The sequence below is a fragment of the Streptomyces sp. P5F9 genome (assembly GCF_057961495.1).
In genome coordinates this window covers 1-21,204 of sequence record NZ_JBXVPZ010000142.1, presented here as the reverse complement: position 1 = coordinate 21,204, position 21,204 = coordinate 1, and the positions used below count along the sequence as shown (strand labels likewise).

15 protein-coding genes and 1 tRNA gene are annotated in these 21,204 nt (G+C 72.1%); 10 read left to right on the top strand and 6 right to left on the bottom strand.

Annotation, left to right across the window (positions count from 1 at the left end):
• The coding region (locus AC31A1_RS22945) for an APC family permease (protein WP_489655114.1) at positions 1 to 1,290 on the bottom strand (1,290 nt) is incomplete at its 3' end.
• A gap of 383 nt (positions 1,291 to 1,673) precedes the next feature.
• On the opposite strand from AC31A1_RS22945, the gene AC31A1_RS22940 reads away from it, so the two are divergent.
• A complete protein-coding gene (locus AC31A1_RS22940) occupies positions 1,674 to 4,646 on the top strand; it encodes an AfsR/SARP family transcriptional regulator (RefSeq protein WP_489655113.1) in 2,973 nt (990 codons plus the stop codon).
• Positions 4,647 to 4,667: 21 nt separating this feature from the next.
• On the opposite strand, the gene AC31A1_RS22935 is transcribed toward AC31A1_RS22940, so the two are convergent.
• The 4 genes from AC31A1_RS22935 to AC31A1_RS22920 all read right to left on the bottom strand — a co-directional run bounded on the left by AC31A1_RS22935 (position 4,668) and on the right by AC31A1_RS22920 (position 8,821).
• Positions 4,668 to 4,814 carry a hypothetical protein gene (locus tag AC31A1_RS22935; RefSeq protein ID WP_489655112.1) on the bottom strand — a complete coding sequence of 49 codons (147 nt, stop codon included), beginning with the start codon at positions 4,812 to 4,814 and terminating at the stop codon, positions 4,668 to 4,670.
• Positions 4,815 to 4,981: 167 nt separating this feature from the next.
• Positions 4,982 to 6,223: a cytochrome P450 gene (locus tag AC31A1_RS22930; protein ID WP_489655111.1), complete on the bottom strand. Its 1,242-nt coding sequence runs from the start codon at positions 6,221 to 6,223 to the stop codon at positions 4,982 to 4,984.
• Positions 6,224 to 6,236: 13 nt separating this feature from the next.
• Positions 6,237 to 7,013, bottom strand: a complete 777-nt coding sequence (locus tag AC31A1_RS22925) for a thioesterase II family protein (protein ID WP_489655110.1) — start codon at positions 7,011 to 7,013, stop codon at positions 6,237 to 6,239.
• 14 nt (positions 7,014 to 7,027) lie between these two features.
• Positions 7,028 to 8,821, bottom strand: coding sequence for a non-ribosomal peptide synthetase (locus tag AC31A1_RS22920; protein WP_489655109.1), 1,794 nt, complete (start codon positions 8,819 to 8,821; stop codon positions 7,028 to 7,030).
• Between the two features lie 187 nt (positions 8,822 to 9,008).
• Here AC31A1_RS22920 and AC31A1_RS22915 point away from each other — a divergent pair, with 187 nt between their 5' ends.
• From AC31A1_RS22915 to hisG, 7 genes are all read left to right on the top strand, one after another.
• Complete coding sequence (locus AC31A1_RS22915) at positions 9,009 to 10,070, top strand: pyridoxal-phosphate dependent enzyme (protein WP_489655108.1); 1,062 nt, start codon at positions 9,009 to 9,011, stop codon at positions 10,068 to 10,070.
• A complete protein-coding gene (locus AC31A1_RS22910; protein WP_489655107.1) occupies positions 10,067 to 11,269 on the top strand; it encodes an ATP-grasp domain-containing protein in 1,203 nt (400 codons plus the stop codon). Before AC31A1_RS22915 ends, AC31A1_RS22910 begins: the two co-directional genes overlap by 4 nt.
• A complete protein-coding gene (locus tag AC31A1_RS22905) occupies positions 11,266 to 12,471 on the top strand; it encodes an MFS transporter (RefSeq protein ID WP_489655106.1) in 1,206 nt (401 codons plus the stop codon). The genes AC31A1_RS22910 and AC31A1_RS22905 overlap by 4 nt, the downstream gene beginning before the upstream one ends.
• Positions 12,464 to 13,672, top strand: coding sequence for an ATP-grasp domain-containing protein (locus tag AC31A1_RS22900; protein ID WP_489655105.1), 1,209 nt, complete (start codon positions 12,464 to 12,466; stop codon positions 13,670 to 13,672). The genes AC31A1_RS22905 and AC31A1_RS22900 overlap by 8 nt, the downstream gene beginning before the upstream one ends.
• A complete protein-coding gene (locus AC31A1_RS22895) occupies positions 13,669 to 14,739 on the top strand; it encodes an ATP-grasp domain-containing protein (RefSeq protein ID WP_489655104.1) in 1,071 nt (356 codons plus the stop codon). Before AC31A1_RS22900 ends, AC31A1_RS22895 begins: the two co-directional genes overlap by 4 nt.
• Positions 14,736 to 16,121 carry a hypothetical protein gene (locus AC31A1_RS22890; RefSeq protein ID WP_489655103.1) on the top strand — a complete coding sequence of 462 codons (1,386 nt, stop codon included), beginning with the start codon at positions 14,736 to 14,738 and terminating at the stop codon, positions 16,119 to 16,121. Before AC31A1_RS22895 ends, AC31A1_RS22890 begins: the two co-directional genes overlap by 4 nt.
• Positions 16,122 to 16,184: 63 nt before the next feature.
• Positions 16,185 to 17,033, top strand: coding sequence for an ATP phosphoribosyltransferase (gene hisG / locus AC31A1_RS22885; RefSeq protein WP_489655102.1), 849 nt, complete (start codon positions 16,185 to 16,187; stop codon positions 17,031 to 17,033).
• 148 nt (positions 17,034 to 17,181) lie between these two features.
• Here the strand turns inward: hisG and AC31A1_RS22880 are convergent.
• Positions 17,182 to 17,254 (bottom strand) — tRNA-Arg (locus AC31A1_RS22880).
• Positions 17,255 to 17,576: 322 nt separating this feature from the next.
• On the opposite strand from AC31A1_RS22880, the gene AC31A1_RS22875 reads away from it, so the two are divergent.
• On the top strand, positions 17,577 to 19,184 hold the full coding sequence (locus AC31A1_RS22875) for a dynamin family protein (protein ID WP_489655101.1): 1,608 nt from the start codon (positions 17,577 to 17,579) through the stop codon (positions 19,182 to 19,184).
• A gap of 3 nt (positions 19,185 to 19,187) precedes the next feature.
• A complete protein-coding gene (locus tag AC31A1_RS22870) occupies positions 19,188 to 21,197 on the top strand; it encodes a YfjP family GTPase (RefSeq protein WP_489655100.1) in 2,010 nt (669 codons plus the stop codon).
• Positions 21,198 to 21,204: the final 7 nt, after the last annotated feature.

Sequence of the window (21,204 nt, the reverse complement as noted above, 5' to 3'; positions counted from 1 at the left end):
GACGGGCGCCTTGTAGGGGCGGGGGATGTCCGGGGCCTTGTAGCGCAGGACCGCCAGGGCCGGGAAGATGCCCAAGTAGCTGACCAGCGTGGTGGATACGGCGAGACCGAGGACGGCGCCGAAGAGTTTCGCCGCGCTGCCGTTGGTGAGCTGGTGGGCCAGGACCAGGACCAGGGTGGAGACCAGGCCGCTGAGGATGTTGACCCGGACCGGTGTGCCGAAGCGGCTGGAGATGACGCCGAGGAAGCGCGGCGCGGCGCCGTCGTAGCCGGAGACGGCGAGGGCGCGGTCGGAGCCCATGACCCAGGTGACGCCGGAGGACAGCACCGTGAGGATGAACAGGACCGCGGCGATGTCCCCGAGGACCGTGCCGGCGCCGCTGCTGGTGACGGTGCCGTCGGCGGCCACGTCACCGCCGTAGACGGTGAAGACCTGGCGGATCGCGTCGAGGAAGCCGCCGAGGCCGGTGATGGCCTTGACCGGGAGGACGAGCAGGATGCCCAGGATGGGGAGGGCGTAGAGGAGGACGGCGAGGCCGGCGCTGCGGAAGATCGCGAAGGGGACGTCCTTCTGGGCGTCGGTCATCTCGTCGCCGGCGGTGTTGGGCAGTTCGAAGCCGACGTAGTTGAACATCAGGACGGGGACCAGGCCGACGAAGCCCGCGTACGTCGGGGAGAAGTCGCCGGGGCCGAAACCGTGCAGGCCGTGCTGGATGCCGTAGACGACGACCGTGATCGTGAACAGGCCCAGGAGGACGATGCGGCTCCAGGCGCCGATGGTGGGGATCCACTTGCCGACGTCGAAGGAGAGGATCGCGGCGAGGACGCCCACCCAGATGAAGACGAGGGCGAAGACGTAGAAGGCGGGGGTGCTGAGGTCCTTGCCGTCGTTGAAGAAGGTCGTGAACGCCGTGACGGCGGAGACGGCGAGGGTGCCGCCGAGCCAGACCGGGTTGGTGATCCAGTACAGGAAGTTGTTCACCGCGCCCGCGAGGCGGCCGAAGGCCCGGCTGGTCCAGATGTAGGGGCCGCCCTCCTCGGGGAACGCGGCGCCGAGCTCCGCGATCAGCAGCGCGGAGGGGACGAAGAACACCGCGGCCAGGATGATGAGCCAGGTGAACGCCTCGGCACCGGACGAGGCGACCGTGCCGATCGTGTCCACGCCGACGATCGTGCAGAGGAGGAAGAAGAGGATGTCGAAACGGCCGAAGTGCTTGCGCAGCTTCTGCCGCTCCACCTGCGCTGCGGCCGGCGCGCCGGCCGGCTCGGAGTCGATCTGACCAGCGGCCACCGGGGCTCCTGCGGGTTCGGGGAGGGGCGAGATTCGGCCAATGATCCGTCGCCCTTGCGAAATCCCACAAGTGTTCGGGGGGCAGTCTTGACCATTACGTGTCCATCCGGACGTAACGGAAACCGGGATGTAACACGGTCCATCGGCTCGTTATCGGCGTGAGATCATTTCCGTTTTTTTGACGTTCCGTGAACGGGTGACAGCTTAAAATCACCACGCGTAGATTTTGATGATCATGAACACGATCACGCGGAAAGCGGAGCCGAGGGGGACGCGGAGTGGATGACGGTGCGCGTGGGGAGGCGAGATTCGCGATCCTGGGGCCGCTGGAAGTCAGAGCCGGAGGGGTCCGGCTGCGACTCGGCGGGCCCATCCAGGCGCGGGTGCTGACCACCCTGCTGCTCGACCCGTGCCGGATGGTGCCGGTGTCGCGGCTGGTGGAGGCCGCGTGGGACGACGAGCCGCCGGCGACCGCGGCGCACCAGGTGCGCAAGGCGATCGCCGATCTGCGGCAGCGCATCCCGGACGGGCCCTCGATGATCGTCACCGACGGCCCGGGATACCGGGTGGACGTCGCCCGGGAGCAACTCGATCTGAGTCTGTTCTCCGACCGGCTGCGCGAGGCGCGGGACGCGCTGGAGGCGGGCCACCCCGCCGAGGCCGTCGAACTGCTGCGCACCGCGCTCGTGCTGTGGCGCGGCCCCGTGCTGCCCGGAGGCGGCGGGTCCGTGATCGCCGCGGCCTCCGTCGTACTGGAGGAGCGTCGGCTGGCCGCCGTCGAGCAGTTGATGGAGCTGCGGCTGACGCTGGGCGAGAGCCGGGAACTCATCGGCGATCTGCGTGAGCTCGTCGCCGAACACCCCTTGGGAGAATCGTTTCGCGGGCAGTTGATGCTCGCGCTGTACCGCTCGGGGCGACAGGCCGAGGCACTGGCCGAGTACGCCAGGGCCAGAGAACTGCTCGTCGAGGAACTGGGCATCGAACCCGGTCCCCAGCTGACCCGGCTGCACGAGGCCATTCTCCGGGACAGTCCCGAACTGACCGTGCCGGACGCGGCGCCGGCGGAACCCGCGGCCGTGCCGGCGACGCCCGCGGCGACCGGTGGACCCGGGCCCGGGACGGCGGCGGCCCCGTGCACCCTGCCGCACGACCTCACGGACTTCGCCGGGCGCGACCAGGAGCTGACCCAGCTGCTGGAGTACGCCGCGCCGCCGCAGGACGGGGCGGTGCGGATCGTGGCCGTCGACGGCATGGGAGGCAGCGGCAAGACCGCGCTCGTCGTCCGGGGCGCGCACCGGCTGGCCGACCGGTACCCGGACGGACAGCTCTTCGTCGACCTGCGCGGATTCACCCCGGGCGAGCAGCCGATGCGGCCCGGCACGGTGATCGGCACGCTGCTGCGCACCCTGGGCGTGGCGGGGGAGCGGATCCCCGACGACCTCGACGGCCGGGTCGCCCTGTGGCGGGCCACCCTGGCGAACCGGCGGGTGCTCCTGGTGCTGGACAACGCGGCGGACGCCGCGCAGATCCGCCCGCTGCTGCCCTCGCACCCGGGTTCCCTGGGCCTGCTCACGAGCCGTACCCGCATGATCGGTCTCGACGGGGCCGAGTGGATGTCCATCGGAACGATGTCGCCCTCGGACAGCCTCGCGCTGATCACCGGCGCGCTGGGCGAGGAGCGGACGCTCGGTGAGCCGGAGGCGGCGGCGGAGCTGGCGGCCCTGTGCGGGAACCTGCCGCTCGCCCTGCGGATCGCCACGGCCAGGTTGCGCAACCGGCCGCTGTGGACCCTGGGCCATCTCGTGGGCCGGCTCGGGGACGAGACCCGCAGGCTCGACGAGCTGAAGTCCGGTGACCGCAGCGTCGAGGCCACCCTCCGGATGTCGTACCACGGACTGGACGCGAGGCATCGCGAGGCGTTCCGGCTGCTCGGGCTGCACCCGGGCGCCGAGACCGACACCGACTCGGCGGCCGCCCTGCTCGACACCGGGTCGCCCGAGGCCGAGGAGGTGCTGGAGCATCTGCTGGACATGCACCTGGTCGAGCAGCACGAGATCGGCCGGTACACCTTCCACGACCTGGTGCGCAGCTTCGCGCAGCGGCTGAGCGAGGAGGAGGGGGCGGACACCGGACAGGAGCGGGCCGCGTTCGGGAGACTGCTCGACCACTTCCTGGCAGTGACGGACCAGGCGTGCGGGATCCTCTATCCCGGGCGTGTTCCCGTCGGTGTCGCCGCGCACGGGAGCACCGACGGCACACGCGGCACGGCCGCGGCCGCGGCCGTAGCGCCGTCGAGCGGCCAGGTCGCCGAGGCGGAGTCGTTCTTCGAACGGGAACACGGCGCGCTGCTCTCGGCCGTCGCGCGCGCCGAGCGGCTGGGCTTCCTCGACCAGACCGTGCACCTGTCCCGGAACCTGGTCTTCCATCTCAACTCGCGCAGCCATCTGGAGGAGTACCGGCAGGCGGCGACGATCGCGGTGGCCGCGGCCCGGGGGCTCGGGAATCCCGGGCTGCTCCGGGTGAGCCTGTCGAATCTGGGCTCCGCGTGGTGGCGTCTTGGCCGGTTCCGGGACGGGATCCCGGTGGCGGAAGAGGCGTTGGGCGTCGCGAAGGACCACGGGGACCGCAACGGCGAGGCGGTCTGCCTCAGCCTGCTGGGCCTGCTGCACAGCTGCCTCGGTCACTTCCCCGAGGCACAGCGCTATCTGGAGCAGGCGGTCGAACGGCGTCACGACATGGCCGACGGCAGACAGGGCGCGTACGCCTGGTGCAGCCTGAGCACGGTGTACACCTGGCTCGGCCGGTACCGGGAAGCCGTGGTGGCCGCCGAGCACGCGGTACGGCTCAGCCGGGAACTCGGCGCCCGCGCCGAGGAGATCACGGCGCTGACCGATCTGACGGCGGCCCTGCTCGGCGCCGGTGAGTACCCGGCCGCACGCGCCGTGGTGGAGCGCGCCCTGGAACTCGGCGACGAGGTGCGGATTCCGGAGGAGTACGCGCACGCGCTGGCGCTCGCCGCGGATGTGAGCCAGTGGCTCGGTGCCGCCGAGCAGTCGGCCGGGTACGCGGAACGGGCCCTGCACCTGATCCGCTCCAAAGGGACCGCGACCCGGCAGGCGACCGTCCAGAACATTCTCGGGCGGGTGCACTGCCGGAGAGGCGAGTTCGAGCAGGCCCTGGAACTGCACCGCAGCGCGCGCTTCCACGCCGGGGCCATCGAGTACCGGATCGAGGTGGCCCACGCCGTCGAGGGGATGGCCGAGGCCCTCGACGGCATGGGCGACGTACGGGAGGCGGCCGCGCACCGGCTCGGCGCGGACGAGCTCTACGCCGGGATGACCGGCGTACGCCGGTGAGTGGGCCCGCCGCCGGCCGGGTCAGGAACCGGTGCTGCCCGGGCCGGTGCCGTTGGCCAGGACGGAGTGGCCGGCGGCGGGGGCGGACACCTCGTGCGTGAGGGCTCCGATTCCCGAGGCGAGGGCGATGGTGAGGATTCCGGCGAGTACGGCCAGTGTGCTGCGCATTCCGTGCACCTTCGTTTCTGCGAGTCCGGTGGGTGTGTGTGCGGGTGCGAGGACGGGCGTGTTCCGGACGAGGTGCGCCGGCGCTTCCCTGCTTCGCGTAGTCGGAATGCTCACCGCGGCCCTTCCCGCCCCGTTCCCGGACCGGTACCGGCGGGGACGGCATATGCCTAGGTCAAACGGACGGGAAGGGTCCGCAGGCCGTTGACCACGATGGACTCCAGTCGCTCGGCCGGGCCGTCCGGTACCGCTCGGTCCACCCGCGCGAAGAACTCCCGCAGGACGGCCCGGATCTCCAGCCGTGCCAGCTGGGTGCCCACGCAGTAGTGCGGGCCCGCGCCCAGTGCCAGATGCCGGTTCGGGGACCGCCGGATGTCGAAGCTGTCCGGGTCGGGGAAGTGTGCCGGGTCGCGGTTGCCCGCCGTCAGCCAGCACACGACGAGATCACCCCGCCGGATCCGCTCGCCGCCGAGTTCCACGTCCCGGGTCGTCCGCCGCACGATGTGCGTGGCGCTCGACGTCCAGCGCAGGATCTCGTCGGTCGCGGACTCCACCACCCCGTCGAAATCCCGGCGCAGCAGCTCGAACTGGTCCGGGTGGTCCAGGAGGGCCAGCATCCCGCCCGACATGGCGAGCCGGACGTTCTCCGTGCCGCCCACCAGCAGGTTGTCGCAGTTGAGCACCACGTCGTCGAGCGGGAGCGGCTCGCCCTCGTGGCGCACCCCGGCCAGCACGCTGACCAGGTCCTCGCCCGGATCGGCCCGGCGGCGCTCCACCAGGTCGCCGAAGTAGTCCAGGATCTCCAGATGGGCCAGGCTGCGGTCCTCCGCCGTGGCGGCGCAGAAGGCGTCCGTCGACCACTCGATGATCAGCGGCCGGTCCTCGTCCGGAATGCCGAGGAACGCGCAGACGACCTCCACCGGCAACTGCGCGGCCACCTCGGTCACGAAGTCGAACCGGCCCTTTCGTACGGCCGCCTCGACGATCCGCCGGGCCGACGCGTCCAGGGCCGACCCCAGCAGCCGCAGGTTCCTGGGCGCGAACCAGCCGGCGACGGCTCCGCGCAGCACGCGGTGGCGTGGCGGGTCGGACAGCGCCAGGGTGCGGTTGCCGCCGGGGTCCTCGCCCTGGGACAGCGGGCGCAACAGGATGCCGGACGAGGAACTGAACGTATCGGCGTCCCTGAGCACCTCCTTGATCTCGTCGTGCCGGGTCAGCGACCAGAAGCCGGGGAAGACACCGGGCTCGTGCCACAGCACGGGGGCGGCCTCGCGCATCCGCCGCCACAGATCGAAGGGATTGCCGTGCCGGTAGGTCCGCCCGTCGACGAGCCGGCCGGCCTCGCGGCGCAGTCCGGCGAGGTCCGGTAGGTCCCCCGGATGCCCGGTCGGGCCCGTGTGGATGTACGGCATGCTGCATTCCCCCTCAGGAAGTCCATGTGGAACGGGAGTCGGTACTCCCGGCGCGGGCCAGCTCGGCGGCGATCAGCCCGACGGGCGGATCCGAACGCAGGTAGAAGTGCCCGCCCGGCTTCACCACCTGGACGAACTCGCCCCCCGCGTGGTCCCGCCACCGCCCGGCCCGGGACCGGATCTCGGGGATGTCGTGCTCGCCGATCACGCTGACCAGCCGGGCTCGGGTGCGCTTCCCGGTGTGTTCCCGGTAACCGGACACGAGCCTGAGATCGTCCTTGACGTACTCCAGGAGAAGCCCGAGCAGCTCCTCGTCCTGCCGGAGTTCCGCGCTGAGCGGTTCGTACCGTTCGAGGTACGCCAGTACGTCGGCGTCCTCCTCGTAGGGGACCGGTGGCCGCAGGGCGGGGGACGCCGCCGAGGAGAGCACCAGGGCCGGCGTGCGCACACCGGCCTCGCGCAGCAGACGGTCCACCTCGAAGGCGACGTACGCGCCCATGCTGTGCCCGAACAGCAGGGAGTACCGCTCGTCGCGGGCCAGGATCTCGTCCGTCACCGCGCGGGCGAGGGCGGACAGGCTCTCGGGCGCGGGCTCCGCGAACCGGTCCTCGCGCCCGGGGTACTGCACGGCGTGCACCCGGGCCGTGGGCAGCAGAGGCTGCCACGACCGGAAGAACGAGGCGCAGCCGCCCGCGTGCGGGAAGCAGAGCACGGAGCCTGAGCCGGTATCGGCATCGGCATGGGCGGGGCCGCTGGGCAGGGGCCTGCCGGGTCTGATGTACGCGGACATGGGAACCCCGTCGCTCAGAGCCGCGACAACAGATCCACCTGCTGGGGGATCGTGCCGCAGCGATAGACGTTCTTGACTCCGACCGGGCGGCCGGCCAGTTCGCCCAGTGCCCGGGAGAGCCGGATCACGGTCAGTGAGTTGCCGCCGAGCGAGAAGAACGTGTCCTGCTCGGAAGAGGCCACCGGTACGCCGAGGACCTTCTCCCAGACGCGGGCGATGTGGTCGGCGAGGGCGCCGTCCTCCGGCGGCCGGGCGGCCCGCTCCGGTATGTGCTCCCGCTCCCGTTCCGCGGGCGGGGCCGTGGCGGCCAGCAGCGCGGCCCGGTCGGTCTTGTCGTGGGCGGTGCGCGGCAGGGCCGTGGTGAAGACGATCCGGTCGGGGACCACGGCGGCGCCGAGTTCCGTCTCCAGGAAGCCGCGGATCGAGGCGGCGGCCGGCTCGGCGCCGGGTTCCGCGACCACGAAGGCGTGGCAGACGGCGTTCTCCGCGTCGTACGCCACCGCGGCGGCCCGGACGCCGGGGTGCGCTGTCAGCGCCTCCTCCAGCGTCTCCAGGTGCACGCGCACGCCGCGGATCTTCACCTCGTTGTCCAGCCGCCCGACGAACTCAAGGCCGTCCTCGTCGGACCACCGGCCGAGGTCCCCGGTGAGGTAGGCGCGTACGGGCGGACCGGCCGCCGGCCCGGCGGGCAGGTCGACGAACTTCGCCGCCGTCTGCCGTTCGTCGCCGACGTAGCCCCGGGCGACTCCCGGGCCGGATACGGCGATCTGCCCCACCGTGCCGGCCGGTACCGGCCGCAGCCGGTCGTCGAGCAGCCGCAGCGAGGTGCCGGGGATCGGGAAGCCGATGCCGGTGGGCCCGGGCTTCTCGTAGATCCGGGCGGTGGACCAGACGGTGCACTCGGTGGGGCCGTACTCGTTGCTGAGGGCCACGCCGGGCAGCAGCGCGAAGTGCTGGTCGACGACGCTCTGCGGCAGCGCCTCGCCGGCGCTGGTCACCAGCCGCAGCGAGGCCGCCCCGGCCGTGTGCCGCTCGTCCTCGCGCAGCGTGTGCAGCAGCTCCGTGTGGAAGCCGGGGACGGTCAGGGTGTGGGTGACCCGGTGCCGTGCGATCAGGCCGAGGACGGCCTGGGGGACGCGCCGTTCGTCCTCGTCGGCGACGACGAGGGTGCCGCCGGCCGCGAGGGTGCCCCAGAGCCCCGCCATCGAGGAGTCGAAGTGGAACGGGGACAGCAGCAGGAAGACCGGGGTGCCGAAGCCGTCGTACAGCGCGAGCCGGGCGGCGTTGGAGTGCGCCAGGTTCCGCAGCGAGACGGAGACGCCCTTCGGCCGGCCGCTGCTGCCGGAGGTGAACAGGACGTACGCCTCCGCGTCCGGCGGGTACGACGCGGCCGGGGCGGTCCCTGCGGGCCCGGCCGGCCACTCGCGCGGGTCGACGACCACCGACAGCCCGGCGGTGCGCCGGATGTGCTCGGCGGCGCGGTGCGGCGCCGCCGGATCGAGGAAGACGAACGAGCGTCCGGACAGCCAGATGCCCAGGGCATGGACGGCGGCTCCCACCGTGCGGTGCGAGACGACGCCGATTCTGCGGGAGGCCGCGCACTCCTCGTCCGCGGCGATCGCGCGCGCGACGGCGGCGGCCCCGGCCGCCAGTTCGCGGTAGCTGACTCGCTCTTCGCCGCAGATCAGCGCTGTGCGCTCCGGATGGCGGCGGGCGTGTTCCAGCACCGCCTCGGAGACGAGCGGCACGGGTTCGGGCAGGCGGGGTCCTGCTATCACGCCGGATACCCCGGATTCGGATGTCGTCATGCCGGAGATCCTCGGCAGGGCCATTCCGGGAACCCTCCCGGTCCGGTCCCGAAACACTCCGGGATCCGAACGGGAACGCGCCGGGACCGGGCCGGTAGGGCGCCGGGACCCGCCTCCCCTAGACCTCTTCGTAGGTCGTCGTCCGCACGGTGTCGACGCGGGGGCAGCAGAAGGGCAGGAGAGAGCGTTGTACAGATCATTCGCCGAGAAACTGGCGGAGCCCGACCTCATCGACCTGGGGAACGGCATCCATGTGCTGCGGTTCGAGGTCATGAAGGTCACCTCGGTCCGCGCCGCGGTCAGGGACCTGCTGGACCGTGAGGTCGTCCGCCCGGGGCAGACCGTGGTGGACAGCTCCAGCGGTATCTACGGGCACGCGCTCGCACTCGTCTGCCGTGAGTTCGGCCTGAAGTGCCACATCTTCGCCTCCGTGGCGGTCGACGCGGCCATCCGCACCCAGCTCAAGTACCTCGGGGCCACCTACACCCAGGTGCCCTCCTCCGGTGACGACGGCCTCCAGCACGACCAGGAGACCCGGGTCCGGCTGGTCCACACGTACCTGGAGGAGAACCCGGACGCGTACTGGATGCAGCAGTACCACGACGACGTCCACTACATCGGCTACGAGAGCGTCGCGAACACCCTGGTCAAGGAGCTGGGGTCGGCGGGCGTCACGCTGGTCGGCGGGGTCGGCACCGGGGCGTCGACCAGTGCGATGAGCCGCTATCTGCGGGCGTCGAGCAGCGATGTCCGGGTGGCCGGGATCCAGCCCTTCGGCAGCCGCTCCTTCGGCTCGGAGGCCATACCGCTGGACGGTTTCATCATCGCCGGCATCGGCAGCGGAATCCGCTTCGCCAACATCGACTACACCGCCTACGACGACATGCACTGGATCAACTTCGACGTCTCCGCGGCCGGCTGCCGCCATCTGCTGTCCACCACCGGTGTCTTCGCCGGGCTCTCCGCGGGCGCCGGATGGCAGGTCTCCCGGCACATCCGCCGGCAGGAGCCGGACGGCGGCCCCGTCGTCTTCCTCGCCGCCGACCCCGGACACCGCTACGTCGACCGGGTCTTCCCGCCCGACGGCCCGCTCGTCCAGGACCCCGAGTACCGGCCGCGGACCATTTCCGACCTGTCCCGGATGACGGGCCCCTGGTCCACGATGCACTGGGCCCGCAGGCCGTACGACGTCCAGGACGATCTGCCGGTCGTCCCGGTCGTCCCGAGCTCCCCGAGGAACGCCGCATGAGCCGGATCGCCGTCATCAACTACGGCCCCCAGCACGACTACGCCGAGATGCTCGCCGAAGTGGCGGACCGGCTCCACGTGTTCAGCCACAACGAGCTGAAGAACACCGAGGGCTTCGCGCGCTACGAGTACGTACCCGACTGCGAGTTCGTCCCGTACCCGGAGCTGACGATCCGCCGGCTCGCAGCGGAGCAGCCGTTCACCCACCTCGTCACGGACAACGAGTACGACCTGGAGCGCGCCGCCCGGATCCGCGCGGACCTGGGCATCCCGGGCCAGTCGGCGGCGAGCGCGCTGTCCTTCCGGGACAAGGCGGTGATGAAGCGGGTCGCCGGCGCCGCCGTGCGCGTCCCGCGCTTCGCCCGCCTGGAGACGTTCAGCGACCTCACCGGGTTCATCGGGGAGAACGGCTTCCCGGTCGTCGTCAAGCCGGTGAAGCAGGGTGGCTCGCGCGACATCGTCGTCCTGCGCGACGAGGACGACCTGACCGCGTTCAGCCGCCGGCACTGGCGGGACGACCTGCTGGCCGAGGAGTTCGTCGAGGGCCGGATGTGCCACGTCGACGCAGTGCTGGCCCCCGGCTACCGGTTCGTGACCGCCTCCCGCTATCTGCGCAGCTGCCTCGGGGTCTTCTCCGGGGAGAACAACGGCTCGGTGCAGCTGCGCCCCGGCGATCCGCTCGCCCGGCGCCTGGAGGAGTTCCTCGACCGGGTGCTGGCGGCCTTCGACACACCGGAGGCCGGCGCGTACCACCTTGAGGTGTTCCACACCCCGGACGACGAGCTGGTGCTCTGCGAGATCGCCTCCCGGGTCGGCGGCAACCGCATTCCCGCGCTCACCCGCGCCACCTACGGCGTCGACCTCCACTCCGCCTGGCTGCGCCACTCGGTCGGACTGCCCGTCGAGGCGCCGCCCGCCGGCCCGCCCGCCGAGGTGCACGGCTCGGTCTCCGTGCTGCCACAGGGCCGGCCGGTCCGTGCTCCGGGCCGGCCGCCTTTCGCGTGGGTGCGGGAGTACCAGGTCAACGAGGGGCTCGCGCCCGGCGCCGTGGCCCAGAACAGCACCTCGCACCTGTGCTTCGTGATCGTCGCCGGCGCCGACGCGGAGCAGGTGGAGGAGCGGCTGCTGGTGACCGAGGCCTGGCTGATGTCCCACCTGGAGGACCTGGACGACGGCGGCCCGGGGGACGAGGCGTCATGAACACCTGGCGCCGGATGTCGCCGGCCGGACGCGTCCTGCTCACGACGGTGCTGCTCACCGGTCTGACGACGTTCATGTTCCTGCCGCTGCTGGCGCTGGAGTTCACCGCACAGGGCGTGCCGGCGGCCCGGACGGGGTTCCTCGTCGGACTGCTCGCCTTCTGCGGCCAGGGTTTCTCGCTGGTGTCCGGGCTGATCGTGGACAGGTTCGGCACCCGGTCGGTGCTGACGGCGGGCTTCGCCCTGCGCATCGGGGGATATCTGCTGCTCGGCGTCGGTCTCGGGGTGGGCGGCCCGGACGGCACCCGGCTCGTGCCGCTCGTCGCCGGTATCGCGGCGATCGGCGTCGGCGGCTCGCTGCTCGGCCTGTCCGTCAAGACCCTGCTGGTCACCGAGGACGGCGTCGAACCCCGCGAGATGCTCGCGCTGCGTTCGACCTTCGTGAACATCGGTGTGGTGGCCGGACCCGCGCTGGGCGCGCTCGTCTACCCGCTGGGCTTCGGCTGGATCCTGGGCGCCTGCGTGCTCTCCCACCTGCTGCTCGGCATACGGCTGACCGTGCGCCCGGTGCGACGGGCGGCGCCCGGACCGCGGACCCCGGACAAGGACGCGGCGGCGCGCGCGGCCGGTGACGGCTGGGGACCGTGGCAGTGGCTGCCGCTGTGTCTGCTCGGCGTGGCGTACTGGGCGATCTACAGCCAGCTCAACGTCGTCATGCCCATCACCGCCGAGCGGACGACGGGGAGCACGGCCGCGATCTCGGTCGTCTTCGTCGTCAACGGCGCACTGGTGGTGCTGTGCCAGTACACCCTGCTGCGCCATGTGTTCCGCCGGGCCGAGGCACGGACCCTCCTGCTCGCCGGCTTCCTGGCGTTCGCCCTCGCCTACGCCGTGTTCATCCCGCTCACCGGCTGGTTCTCGCTGTTCGTGTTCGTCCTGCCGGTCACCTTCGCGGAGATGCTGATCTCGCCCAGCCTGGACGAACAGGCGGTCAGGGCGAGTTCGCCGCTCCGTACCGGACTCGCCCTCGGCACGATGAGCGCCGTCGGCGCGGTCGGCAGCCTGCTCGGTTCCAGCATGGGCGGCTATCTGCTCCAGTCCCTCAGCGGCGGGCGCGGCATCTGGCTGGTGCTCGTCTCCCTCTCCCTCTGCGCGGCGCTGACCAGTCTCCTTCTACCGAAAGCGCGGGCCCAGCATGGCTGACGCACCGGACACCGACCTCCGCATCCCGACGGCGGTCCTGCTCAATCCCCGGGACCGGGTCATCGACGCGGCCGTGAAGCTCGGCTGCGCGATGGTCGTCGTCGGCGACCCCACCGCACCGCTGCCGGACAACGCGCCCGGCGAGCCGCTGCGCAGTTCCTGGATCGAGGATCCCGGTGAACTCGTCGAGCTGCTACGGGAGTTGGACCTGCCCGCGCCGGTCAGCTGTTTCGGCTTCGGTGAACTCGGCTGCGCGGCGGCCGCGGTGGTCAACGAGCGGCTCGGCTGGCCCGGCAACCCGCCCGGTGCGCTGGCCGCCTTCAAGGACAAGGCGCGGCTGCGGGCCGTGGTCGGCGACCGGGCCGGGGCGCCGGTCGCCCACGCCCTGTGCGCCGGCCGGGACCAGATCCTGCCCGCGACCGAACGGATCGGCTTCCCCTGCGTGGTCAAGCCGGTGGACGGCACGGGCAGTTCGGGGGTGCGGTATCTGGCGGACCGTGCGGAGGCCGAGGACTTCGTGACCGGCTCGGCGGAGTTCAGCACGCCCCACCTGGTCGAGGAGTTCCTGGCCGGCACCGAGTACTCCGTCGAGGCGGTCACCTCGCCCGGGGGCCACCGCGTCCTGGCCGTCACCGAGAAGGCGACCACGGGCGCCCCGCACTTCGTGGAGACCGGGCACACCCTGCCCGTGACGCTCGGCCCCGCGGCCGAGGAGGCGATCACCGGGCTGGTCTCCGCCCTGCTGGACGCCGTGGACTACCGCTACGGGCCCTCGCACACCGAGGTCATGCTGACCGCGGCCGGACCCCGGCTCATCGAGTCGCACGGGCGGCCCGGCGGCGACCGCATCAGCGACATGCTGGACCTGGCCCTCGGCGAGGACGTCTTCGCCCAGATGATCGCCGCCGTCCTCGGCCTCGAACCGCTCCCGGCCGGACCCCGCAGGCGGGTCGCCGGCATCCGGTACGTCACCTTCGACCGCATGGTCCCGCTGCACGGCATCAGCACGGAACTCGTCGCCTCGCTGCCCGGCGTCGCGGAGGTGCACATCAGCGTGCCCGCGGGCGCGACCCCGCCGGAGGTCCGCAGGTCGGGCGACCGGCACGCGTTCGTGGTCGGCACCGGAGACACCCGCGAGGAGCTGGAGAACAACCTCGCCCGAGCGGTCCGGACACTCACGGCGGGCTCGAAGCCCGCATGACCGCCCGAACCCCGCGCTCCGCCCGCCCGACCCACGACTCACAGAACAAGGTGCATCCGTTGCCGTACAAGATCCTGGTCCTGGTCTCCGGGGCGTCCACCTTCGAGCTGAACAACCACTCGATCATTCCCAGTGCCCTGCACCGTGAGGGCCACGAGGTGCACATCGGTGACATCGACACCCTGTGCGTGCACGACTCCGTCGTCGTCTGCGACCGGGTGCGGCTGAGCGAGGAGTTCACCAGCGGCGGCAGCTTCCCCGAGCTGAGCCTGCCGTACGCGTCCGCCGAGGAGTTCGACCTCGTGTGGGTGCTGGCCGGCACGCACCCGGAGTCGGGTACCGACTCCTTCCAGTTGCTGTGGCTGCTCAACCAGCGGGTGCCGTTCGTCAACGACGCGTCCGCGCTGTTCTACCTGAACACCAAGATCAACCTCGGTGCCGTGGTCCCCGCCGAGCATCTCCCGGTCTCGTACGTCTCGAACGACTTCGACCAGCTCAACAGGCTCGTCGAGGCCGACGGCGACCGCTCCTGGGTCGTGAAGCCGACCAACGGCGGCTGCGGGGCGGACGTGTTCGTCGTCAACAAGGGCGACCGCAACCGTTCGGCCCTGCTGGCCAACGCCACCGGCAACGCGGCGTCCCGCTACGGGCGTTACGGCCGTGACGTCATCGGCATGGCCAAGCGGCACACCGCGGTCCAGGAGTACATCCCCACCATCCGTACCAACGAGAAGCGGGTCATCCTCGCGGGCGACGTCCCCGTCTCCGGGTTCCTGCGCTTCCACCCGGAGAACGACCACCGGTCCAACGCCACCCTGGGCGCGGGCTTCGCCGCGCTCGAACTCACCCCGGAGGAGGACGAGTTCGTCCGCGCGCTGGGCAAGCGGATGACGGACCTCGGGATCTTCTACTCGGGCATCGACCTGGCGTTCCCCTACGTCATCGAGGTCAACATGGTGAACCCGGGCGGGCTGAGCTACCACTACCGGGCGACCGGCGAGGACAGGTCCTCGGAGGCCGTCAACACCGTGCTCGCGGCGCTGCGGACCGCCGGGAAGCTGTCATGAGCGGGGTCGTCACGCGGGCCGGGGCACTCCAGGGCGAAACGGCCGGGCCCGACGCGTGGTCCTGGCTGGAGCCGCGCGTCCTCGCGGCCTGGGACGAGTTCGCGGCGACGCCCGCCGCCGAGACCGACCGCGAGTGGTTCACCGAGCGGCTGCGCCGGCCCGTCTGGCGGCACCAGTACCCGCCGCACGCCTTCACCGCCGAAGCGGCACGCACGGTCGAGACGGTCGGGGTGCGGCTCGCCGAACTGATCTCGGGCTTCCCGCGCCGCGTCTTCGGGGACGACCTGGCGGCGTGGGCCGGCTACCTCGGCCTGCCGGACGAGGACGCGGCCCTGATGACCGAGGCACTGGACCGGCCCCGGCTGCGCCGGGTCGCCACCGCCTTCATGCGGCCCGATCTGGTCGTCACCGACGAGGGACTCAAGCTCGTCGAGCTGAACGTGGCCGCCTCCCTGGGCGGACTCAGCACGCTCGCCCCGTACACCGGCGCGACCCGCGACTCGCGGTACGCGGCCTTCCTGGCCGGGCGCGGACTGCGGCTGGACGGCCCCGACACGGCACGGGTGTGGCTCGACGTCTTCGCCGGGCTCACCCGGGCGCGCGGCGACGGGCCGCTGCACGTCTTCGAGGCCACCGCCAACCCGGCGGACCTCGACGGCGGCCGCCGGTTCTTCGTCGACATGATCCGCTCCGCGGGCCACGACATCAGCTGCGGGCTCATCACCGAGCTGGACCTCACCGACGACGGGGCCCACTTCCGGGGCAGGCGGGTGGACGCCGTGTTCACCGCGTACACCTGGCACGAGACGAAGAACTTCGTGCCGCCCGCGCTGACCCGTGCGCTGATGGAGCTCGACACGGCCGGCAAGCTGGACTTCATCGGCTCGCCCGCCGCCGCGCTCCACGACAACAAGGCGAACCTGGCCCTGCTCCACGACCCCGGGTTCCAGGGCCTGTTGACCGACGAGGAACAGGCCCTCGTCCGGGCGTACGTGCCGGTGACCTTCCGGTTGCGGCCGGAGACCCTCGACCGCGCGGTCGAGGGACGCGGGCGGCTGCTCTGCAAGCCCGCCTCGGCCTACGGCGGCAAGGATTTGGCCTTCGGTTTCCTGGCCGAGGACGACCGGTCCTGGGCCGCGGAGCTGCGGGAACGGCTCGCGGACCCGCGCGAGCGCCATGTGCTGCAGGAGCGGGTGCGGCCGTCCGTGGTCGGTCTGCCGGGCGTCGGGCCGTCCGGCGGGCGTGAAGTGGTGCTGGCACCGCTGGTGTTCGGCGGCCGTTTCGCCGGCGTCTTCATGCGCCAGGCCCCGGTGCGGCCCGGGTCGGCGATCAACGCGTCCAGCGGCGCGGAGTCGTCGGCGGTACTGACCCTCGGCGGTTAGCTCCGCCCGTCCCTCGCCCCCGTTGTCCCTCGTCCGCCGTTTTCACCTGAAGGAGACCGGCCCATGCTGCGTATCGCCGTCCCCAACAAGGGCTCCCTGTCCGGGCCCGCCGCCCAGATCCTGCACGAGGCCGGCTATCAACAGCGCAAGGACGGCAAACAGCTGGTCCTCGTCGACCCCGGGAACGACGTCGAGTTCTTCTACCTCCGGCCCCGGGACATCGCGATCTACGTCTCGTCCGGCCGGCTGGACCTCGGCATCACCGGCCGCGACCTGCTGCTGGACTCGGGCACCAACGCCGAGGAGATCCTGCCGCTCGGCTTCGCCCGCTCGACCTTCCGGTACGCGGCCCGGCCGGGCACCGCGCGGGAGATCGCCGACTTCGACGGTCTGACCATCGCCACCTCGTACGAGGGCATCGTCGCCAAGCACCTGGCCGACCAGGGGGTGGTCGCCTCCGTCGTCCATCTCGACGGAGCCGTGGAGACGGCGATCGAACTCGGTGTCGCCCAGGTGATCGCCGACGTCGTCGAGACCGGTGCGAGCCTGCGCAACGCGGGCCTGGAGGTCGTCGGCGAACCGATCACGACGTCCGAGGCGGTCGTCGTCCGCCGCGCCGGCGCGGACGCCTCCGACCCGTCCGTACGGCAGTTCGTCCGCCGCCTCCAGGGCGTCCTCATCGCCCGTGCCTACGTGATGATGGACTACCACTGCCGCGCCGGACAGCTGGAGCGGGCGATCGCCCTCACCCCGGGGCTGGAGTCGCCGACCGTGTCGCCGCTGCACACGGACGGCTGGGTGGCCGTCCGCGCGATGGTCCCGGGGAAGGAGGCACAGCGGATCATGGACGGCCTGTACGAGCTGGGGGCGCGGGCGATCCTGACCACCGCCATGCACGCCTGCCGGCTGTGATGCCCTGAGCCCGTCCGGCCGAGCGCGCGGAGGTGGCTCGTCGTCACCCCGGCCCGACACGCGTGGAGTTGGGGGCGCCCGTCGAAGGAAGGGGTGCGGGAAGCTGGTGAAGTCCGCCTGAACTGGGTAAACGCGGGGTGTAGCTGGGCGCCCCCGGCAGGACTCGAACCTGCGGCCAAGCGCTTAGAAGGCGCCTGCTCTATCCACTGAGCTACGGGGGCCGGGTGTGTGGCCTCGGTCGTGGTGTGCCCGGGTGTGGGCCGGTCCGTGACGTTGCCGGGGACAAGGATAGGGCTCCCGGGTCCTTGTCCCTGTTCCTTCCCCTCCGTGGCTCGATGTGGAGGTTCAGTGAAGCGGTCCTGATAATCGCAGGCAGGTACGAATCGTGCATCGCTTTTGGTGCCCCGGGCCACGGGTGTTGTGCACTCGTTATGCCTGGACTGTGCCCATGCCCCAGTCATCCCTTCCGTCCGTTGTGTTCCGTCGGCGCGCAGACATGCTCATATGCTTCAGAATTCCCCCAAAATTGGGCATTCTTCACATGTGGTGACCTTGGACGTACGGCCTCAGCTGCTCGACGCACTCTCCGCCCTGCGCGACCGTGTCGCCGCCGCACGCTTCCCGCTGCCCCTGGCGGGGGCTCCACGCGCGCGTGCCAATCGCGATGAACTGCTCGCCCAGCTCGACGACTATCTGGTGCCCCGCCTGAAAGAACCCGAAGCACCGCTGCTGGCCGTGGTCGGCGGCTCCACCGGTGCGGGGAAGTCGACGCTCGTCAACTCCCTTGTCGGGCGCCGGGTCAGCGAGGCCGGCGTGCTGCGGCCGACGACCCGCACACCGGTGCTCGTCTGCCACCCGGAGGACCATCACTGGTTCAGCGGCATGCGGGTGCTGCCCGACCTCACGCGCGTGTGGGTGCCCCATCAGGACCCGGGGGACGAATTGCTCCTCCCCGGTGAGGACGGTATGCGTGTGCTGCGGATCGAGACCGCCGACACCCTCCCGCGCGGAGTCGCCCTCCTGGACGCGCCCGACATCGACTCCCTGGTGGCCGACAACCGGGTGCTGGCCGCCGAACTGATCTGCGCGGCCGACATCTGGGTCATGGTCACCACGGCCGCCCGCTACGCCGACGCCGTGCCCTGGCATCTGCTGCGCACGGCCAAGGAGCACAACGCGACCCTGGTCACCGTCCTCGACCGGGTGCCCCACCAGGTGGTGTCCGAGGTGTCGCGGCAGTACGGCGCCCTGCTCGCCAAGGCCGGCCTCGGCGACGTCCCCCGCTTCACGGTGCCCGAACTCCCCGAATCCGCCTGGGGCGGCGGGCTGCTCCCGGCCAGCGCCGTGGCGACACTGCGCAGCTGGCTCGTGCAGCAGGCCCAGGACCCGGGCGCCCGGCACCAGTCGATGGCGCGCACGGCCTACGGCGTCCTCGACTCGCTCAAGTCGCGGATGCCCGAACTGGCCAGCGCCGCCGCCGCCCAGTACGCGGCCGCGCTCCGGCTCACGGCCGCCGTCGACGGGGCGTACGACAGCGAGCACGCGCGTGTGCGGGGGCGGTTGCAGGCCGGGGCCGTGCTCGCCGGGGACGCGTTGAAGCGCTGGCGCGCCTTCCCGCTCGACTGCTCCGCCGGCGAACTTCTCGACGCCCTCGCGGAGAGCCTCGCCGCACTGCTGCTGTGCGCCGTCACGGCCGCCGACGAGCGCGTGGACGACGCCTGGCGCCGCGAACCGGCCGCGGGCGCCCGGGAGCTCACCGAACGCGATCCGTCGCTGGAGAGCGCCGAGCACCGCATCGGGATGGCCGTACGGCGGTGGCGGCGCGAGCTGGAGGAGTACGCCGAGGAGGAGGTGGCCGACCTCGACCGGAGCATCGCGCCCGATCCCGAGGTCGTCGCCGCCCTGGTCGCCACCGCGCTCCTGGGCGGCCGCAGGGCACGGTCCGCGGGCGAGGGGCTCGCCGAGCGGATCGGCGCCCACGGCGCGCTGCGGCTGCGCGACCGCGCCGGACGGCTGCTCAACGACCATCTGGACCGGGTCGTGCACACCGAGCGCGAACGGCGGCTCGCCCCGCTCGACGCCCTTGAGGTGCACCCCGAACCCCAGGCCGAACTCATCGCCGCGCTGTCCGTACTGCAGAAGGAGAGGTGACCGGTGACTGCCGTCACTGACCAGGACCACACGGACGAGATGGACCACGTCACGCACACCGGGGACGCGGTCGCCGCCCAGGACGAGCACCCCGAGAACGCCTCCCCCGTAGCGGGCGATCCAGAGGCGACTCCCGCGGACAGCCTCCCCGTAGACGACGCGGAGAAGTCCAGTGCCCCGGAGGGCGCCGACGACCACGCGCGCGTGCGGGCCGACGCCGACACCTCAGGCCGTACGGAATCCAAGGCGTCCGCAGACCCGACCGACCCCGAGGAATCGACCGGTTCCTGGGACGACGGGCTGATCGCGCGGCGGGTCAACGAGACCACCGCGGCGCAGCAGGCCGCCGCCGTGGAGATCAGGGCCTCCCGCGCGCAGGCCGCGCACAGCGCGCACGCCGCCCAAGCCGCCCACGTACCGGCCCCGTTGGCGTACGACGGGCCGCTACGGTCCCGTCTCGACGCGCTGCGCGAACTCGTGGGGCTCTCCCGCACCCGGCTCGACAGCGGGACCCTTGCCGAGGCGGGGCGGGTGCTCGACGAGGCGGCGGCGCGGCGCAGGCTCTCCGGGCAGCACACCGTGGTCGCCATCGCGGGCGCCACCGGCAGCGGCAAGTCGCAGCTCTTCAACGCCCTTGCCGGAGTGGCAATTTCGGAGACGGGCGTACGACGGCCCACCACCGCCGCGCCCATCGCATGCAGCTGGAGCGACGGCGCGGCCACCCTCATCGACCGGCTCGGCATCCCGGGACGGCTGCGCCGACGCCCCCTTCAGAGCGCCGAGATGGAGGCCCAGTTGCGCGGGCTCGTCCTGGTGGACCTGCCCGACCACGACTCGGCGGCCGTCGCGCACCGCGAACAGGTGGACCGGGTGCTGGCACTCGTCGACGCGGTCATCTGGGTCGTCGACCCGGAGAAGTACGCCGACGCGATCCTCCACGAGCGCTATCTGCGGCCGATGGCGGGCCACGCGGAGGTCATGTTCGTCGTCCTCAACCAGATCGACCGCCTCCCCGGAGAGGCCGCCGACCAGGTTCTCGACGACCTGCGCCGGCTCCTCGACGAGGACGGCATCGCCCTGGGGGAGTACGGCGAACCCGGCGCGACCGTGCTCTCCCTGTCCGCGCTCACCGGGGACGGCATCCCCGAACTGCGGGAGGTTCTGGGCCAGTTCGTGACGGATCGTGGAGCCGCGGCACGGCGAATTTCAGCCGATGTCGACGCCGCCGCGTGGCGACTGCGGCCCGTCTACGCCACCGGGCGGCGCACCGGGCTCAGCGAGGAGGCCCGGGACGAGTTCGCCGCGCGGCTCGCGGACTCGGTGGGCGCCACCGCGGCGGGCGAGGCCGCCGAACGCGCCTGGCTGCGCAACGCCAACCGCGCCTGCGGCACGCCCTGGCTGCGGCTGTGGCGCTGGTACAACGACCGGCGCGAACCCACCACCGGCCGACTGCCGATCCGCGCACAGGCGGACGAGGAGGCCACGGCACGCCAGCGCGTCGAACAGGCGGTCCGCACGGTCGCCGACCGGGCCTCCGGCGGGCTCCCGGCGCCGTGGGCGCAGGCGGTGCGCGAGGCGGCCGTACGCGGGTCGCAGGGACTGCCCGAGGCGCTGGACGAGCTGGCGGCGCGGGCCGGGCTGCCCGTGGGGCGGCCGCCGCGGCCGGGCTGGTGGCCCGCGGCCGTCCTGGCACAGGCGTCCATGACGATCCTCCAAGTCGTCGGCGGGCTCTGGCTGGTGGGCCAGATCATCGGCTTCATGGCACCGAACCTGGGCGTGCCGGTGCTGCTGATGGTGGCCGGCATCATCGGCGGCCCGCTCGTCGAGTGGAGCTGCCGGATGGCGGCCCGCGGCCCCGCCCGGCGCTACGGCCTCGACGCGGAACGCCGCTTGCGCGAGGCGGCGGCGGGATGCGGACGGGCCCGGGTGCTCGACCCGCTGGCCGCGGAGCTGCTGCGGTACCGGGAGGTGCGGGAGCAGTACGCGCGGGTCACGGGGGCGGGGGCCGGGTGAACCAGGT

What these genes read in the sequence shown, in the direction of transcription:
- AC31A1_RS22935 (WP_489655112.1), bottom strand. Translation starts at nt 4,814, where the DNA reads ATGCGCAGCACACTGGCCGTACTCGCCGGAATCCTCACCATCGCCCTC.
- AC31A1_RS22930 (WP_489655111.1), bottom strand. Translation starts at nt 6,223, where the DNA reads ATGCCGTACATCCACACGGGCCCGACCGGGCATCCGGGGGACCTACCG.
- AC31A1_RS22925 (WP_489655110.1), bottom strand. Translation starts at nt 7,013, where the DNA reads ATGTCCGCGTACATCAGACCCGGCAGGCCCCTGCCCAGCGGCCCCGCC.
- AC31A1_RS22920 (WP_489655109.1), bottom strand. Translation starts at nt 8,821, where the DNA reads ATGACGACATCCGAATCCGGGGTATCCGGCGTGATAGCAGGACCCCGC.
- AC31A1_RS22910 (WP_489655107.1), top strand. Translation starts at nt 10,067, where the DNA reads ATGAGCCGGATCGCCGTCATCAACTACGGCCCCCAGCACGACTACGCC.
- AC31A1_RS22905 (WP_489655106.1), top strand. Translation starts at nt 11,266, where the DNA reads ATGAACACCTGGCGCCGGATGTCGCCGGCCGGACGCGTCCTGCTCACG.
- AC31A1_RS22900 (WP_489655105.1), top strand. Translation starts at nt 12,464, where the DNA reads ATGGCTGACGCACCGGACACCGACCTCCGCATCCCGACGGCGGTCCTG.
- AC31A1_RS22895 (WP_489655104.1), top strand. Translation starts at nt 13,669, where the DNA reads ATGACCGCCCGAACCCCGCGCTCCGCCCGCCCGACCCACGACTCACAG.
- AC31A1_RS22890 (WP_489655103.1), top strand. Translation starts at nt 14,736, where the DNA reads ATGAGCGGGGTCGTCACGCGGGCCGGGGCACTCCAGGGCGAAACGGCC.
- hisG (WP_489655102.1), top strand. Translation starts at nt 16,185, where the DNA reads ATGCTGCGTATCGCCGTCCCCAACAAGGGCTCCCTGTCCGGGCCCGCC.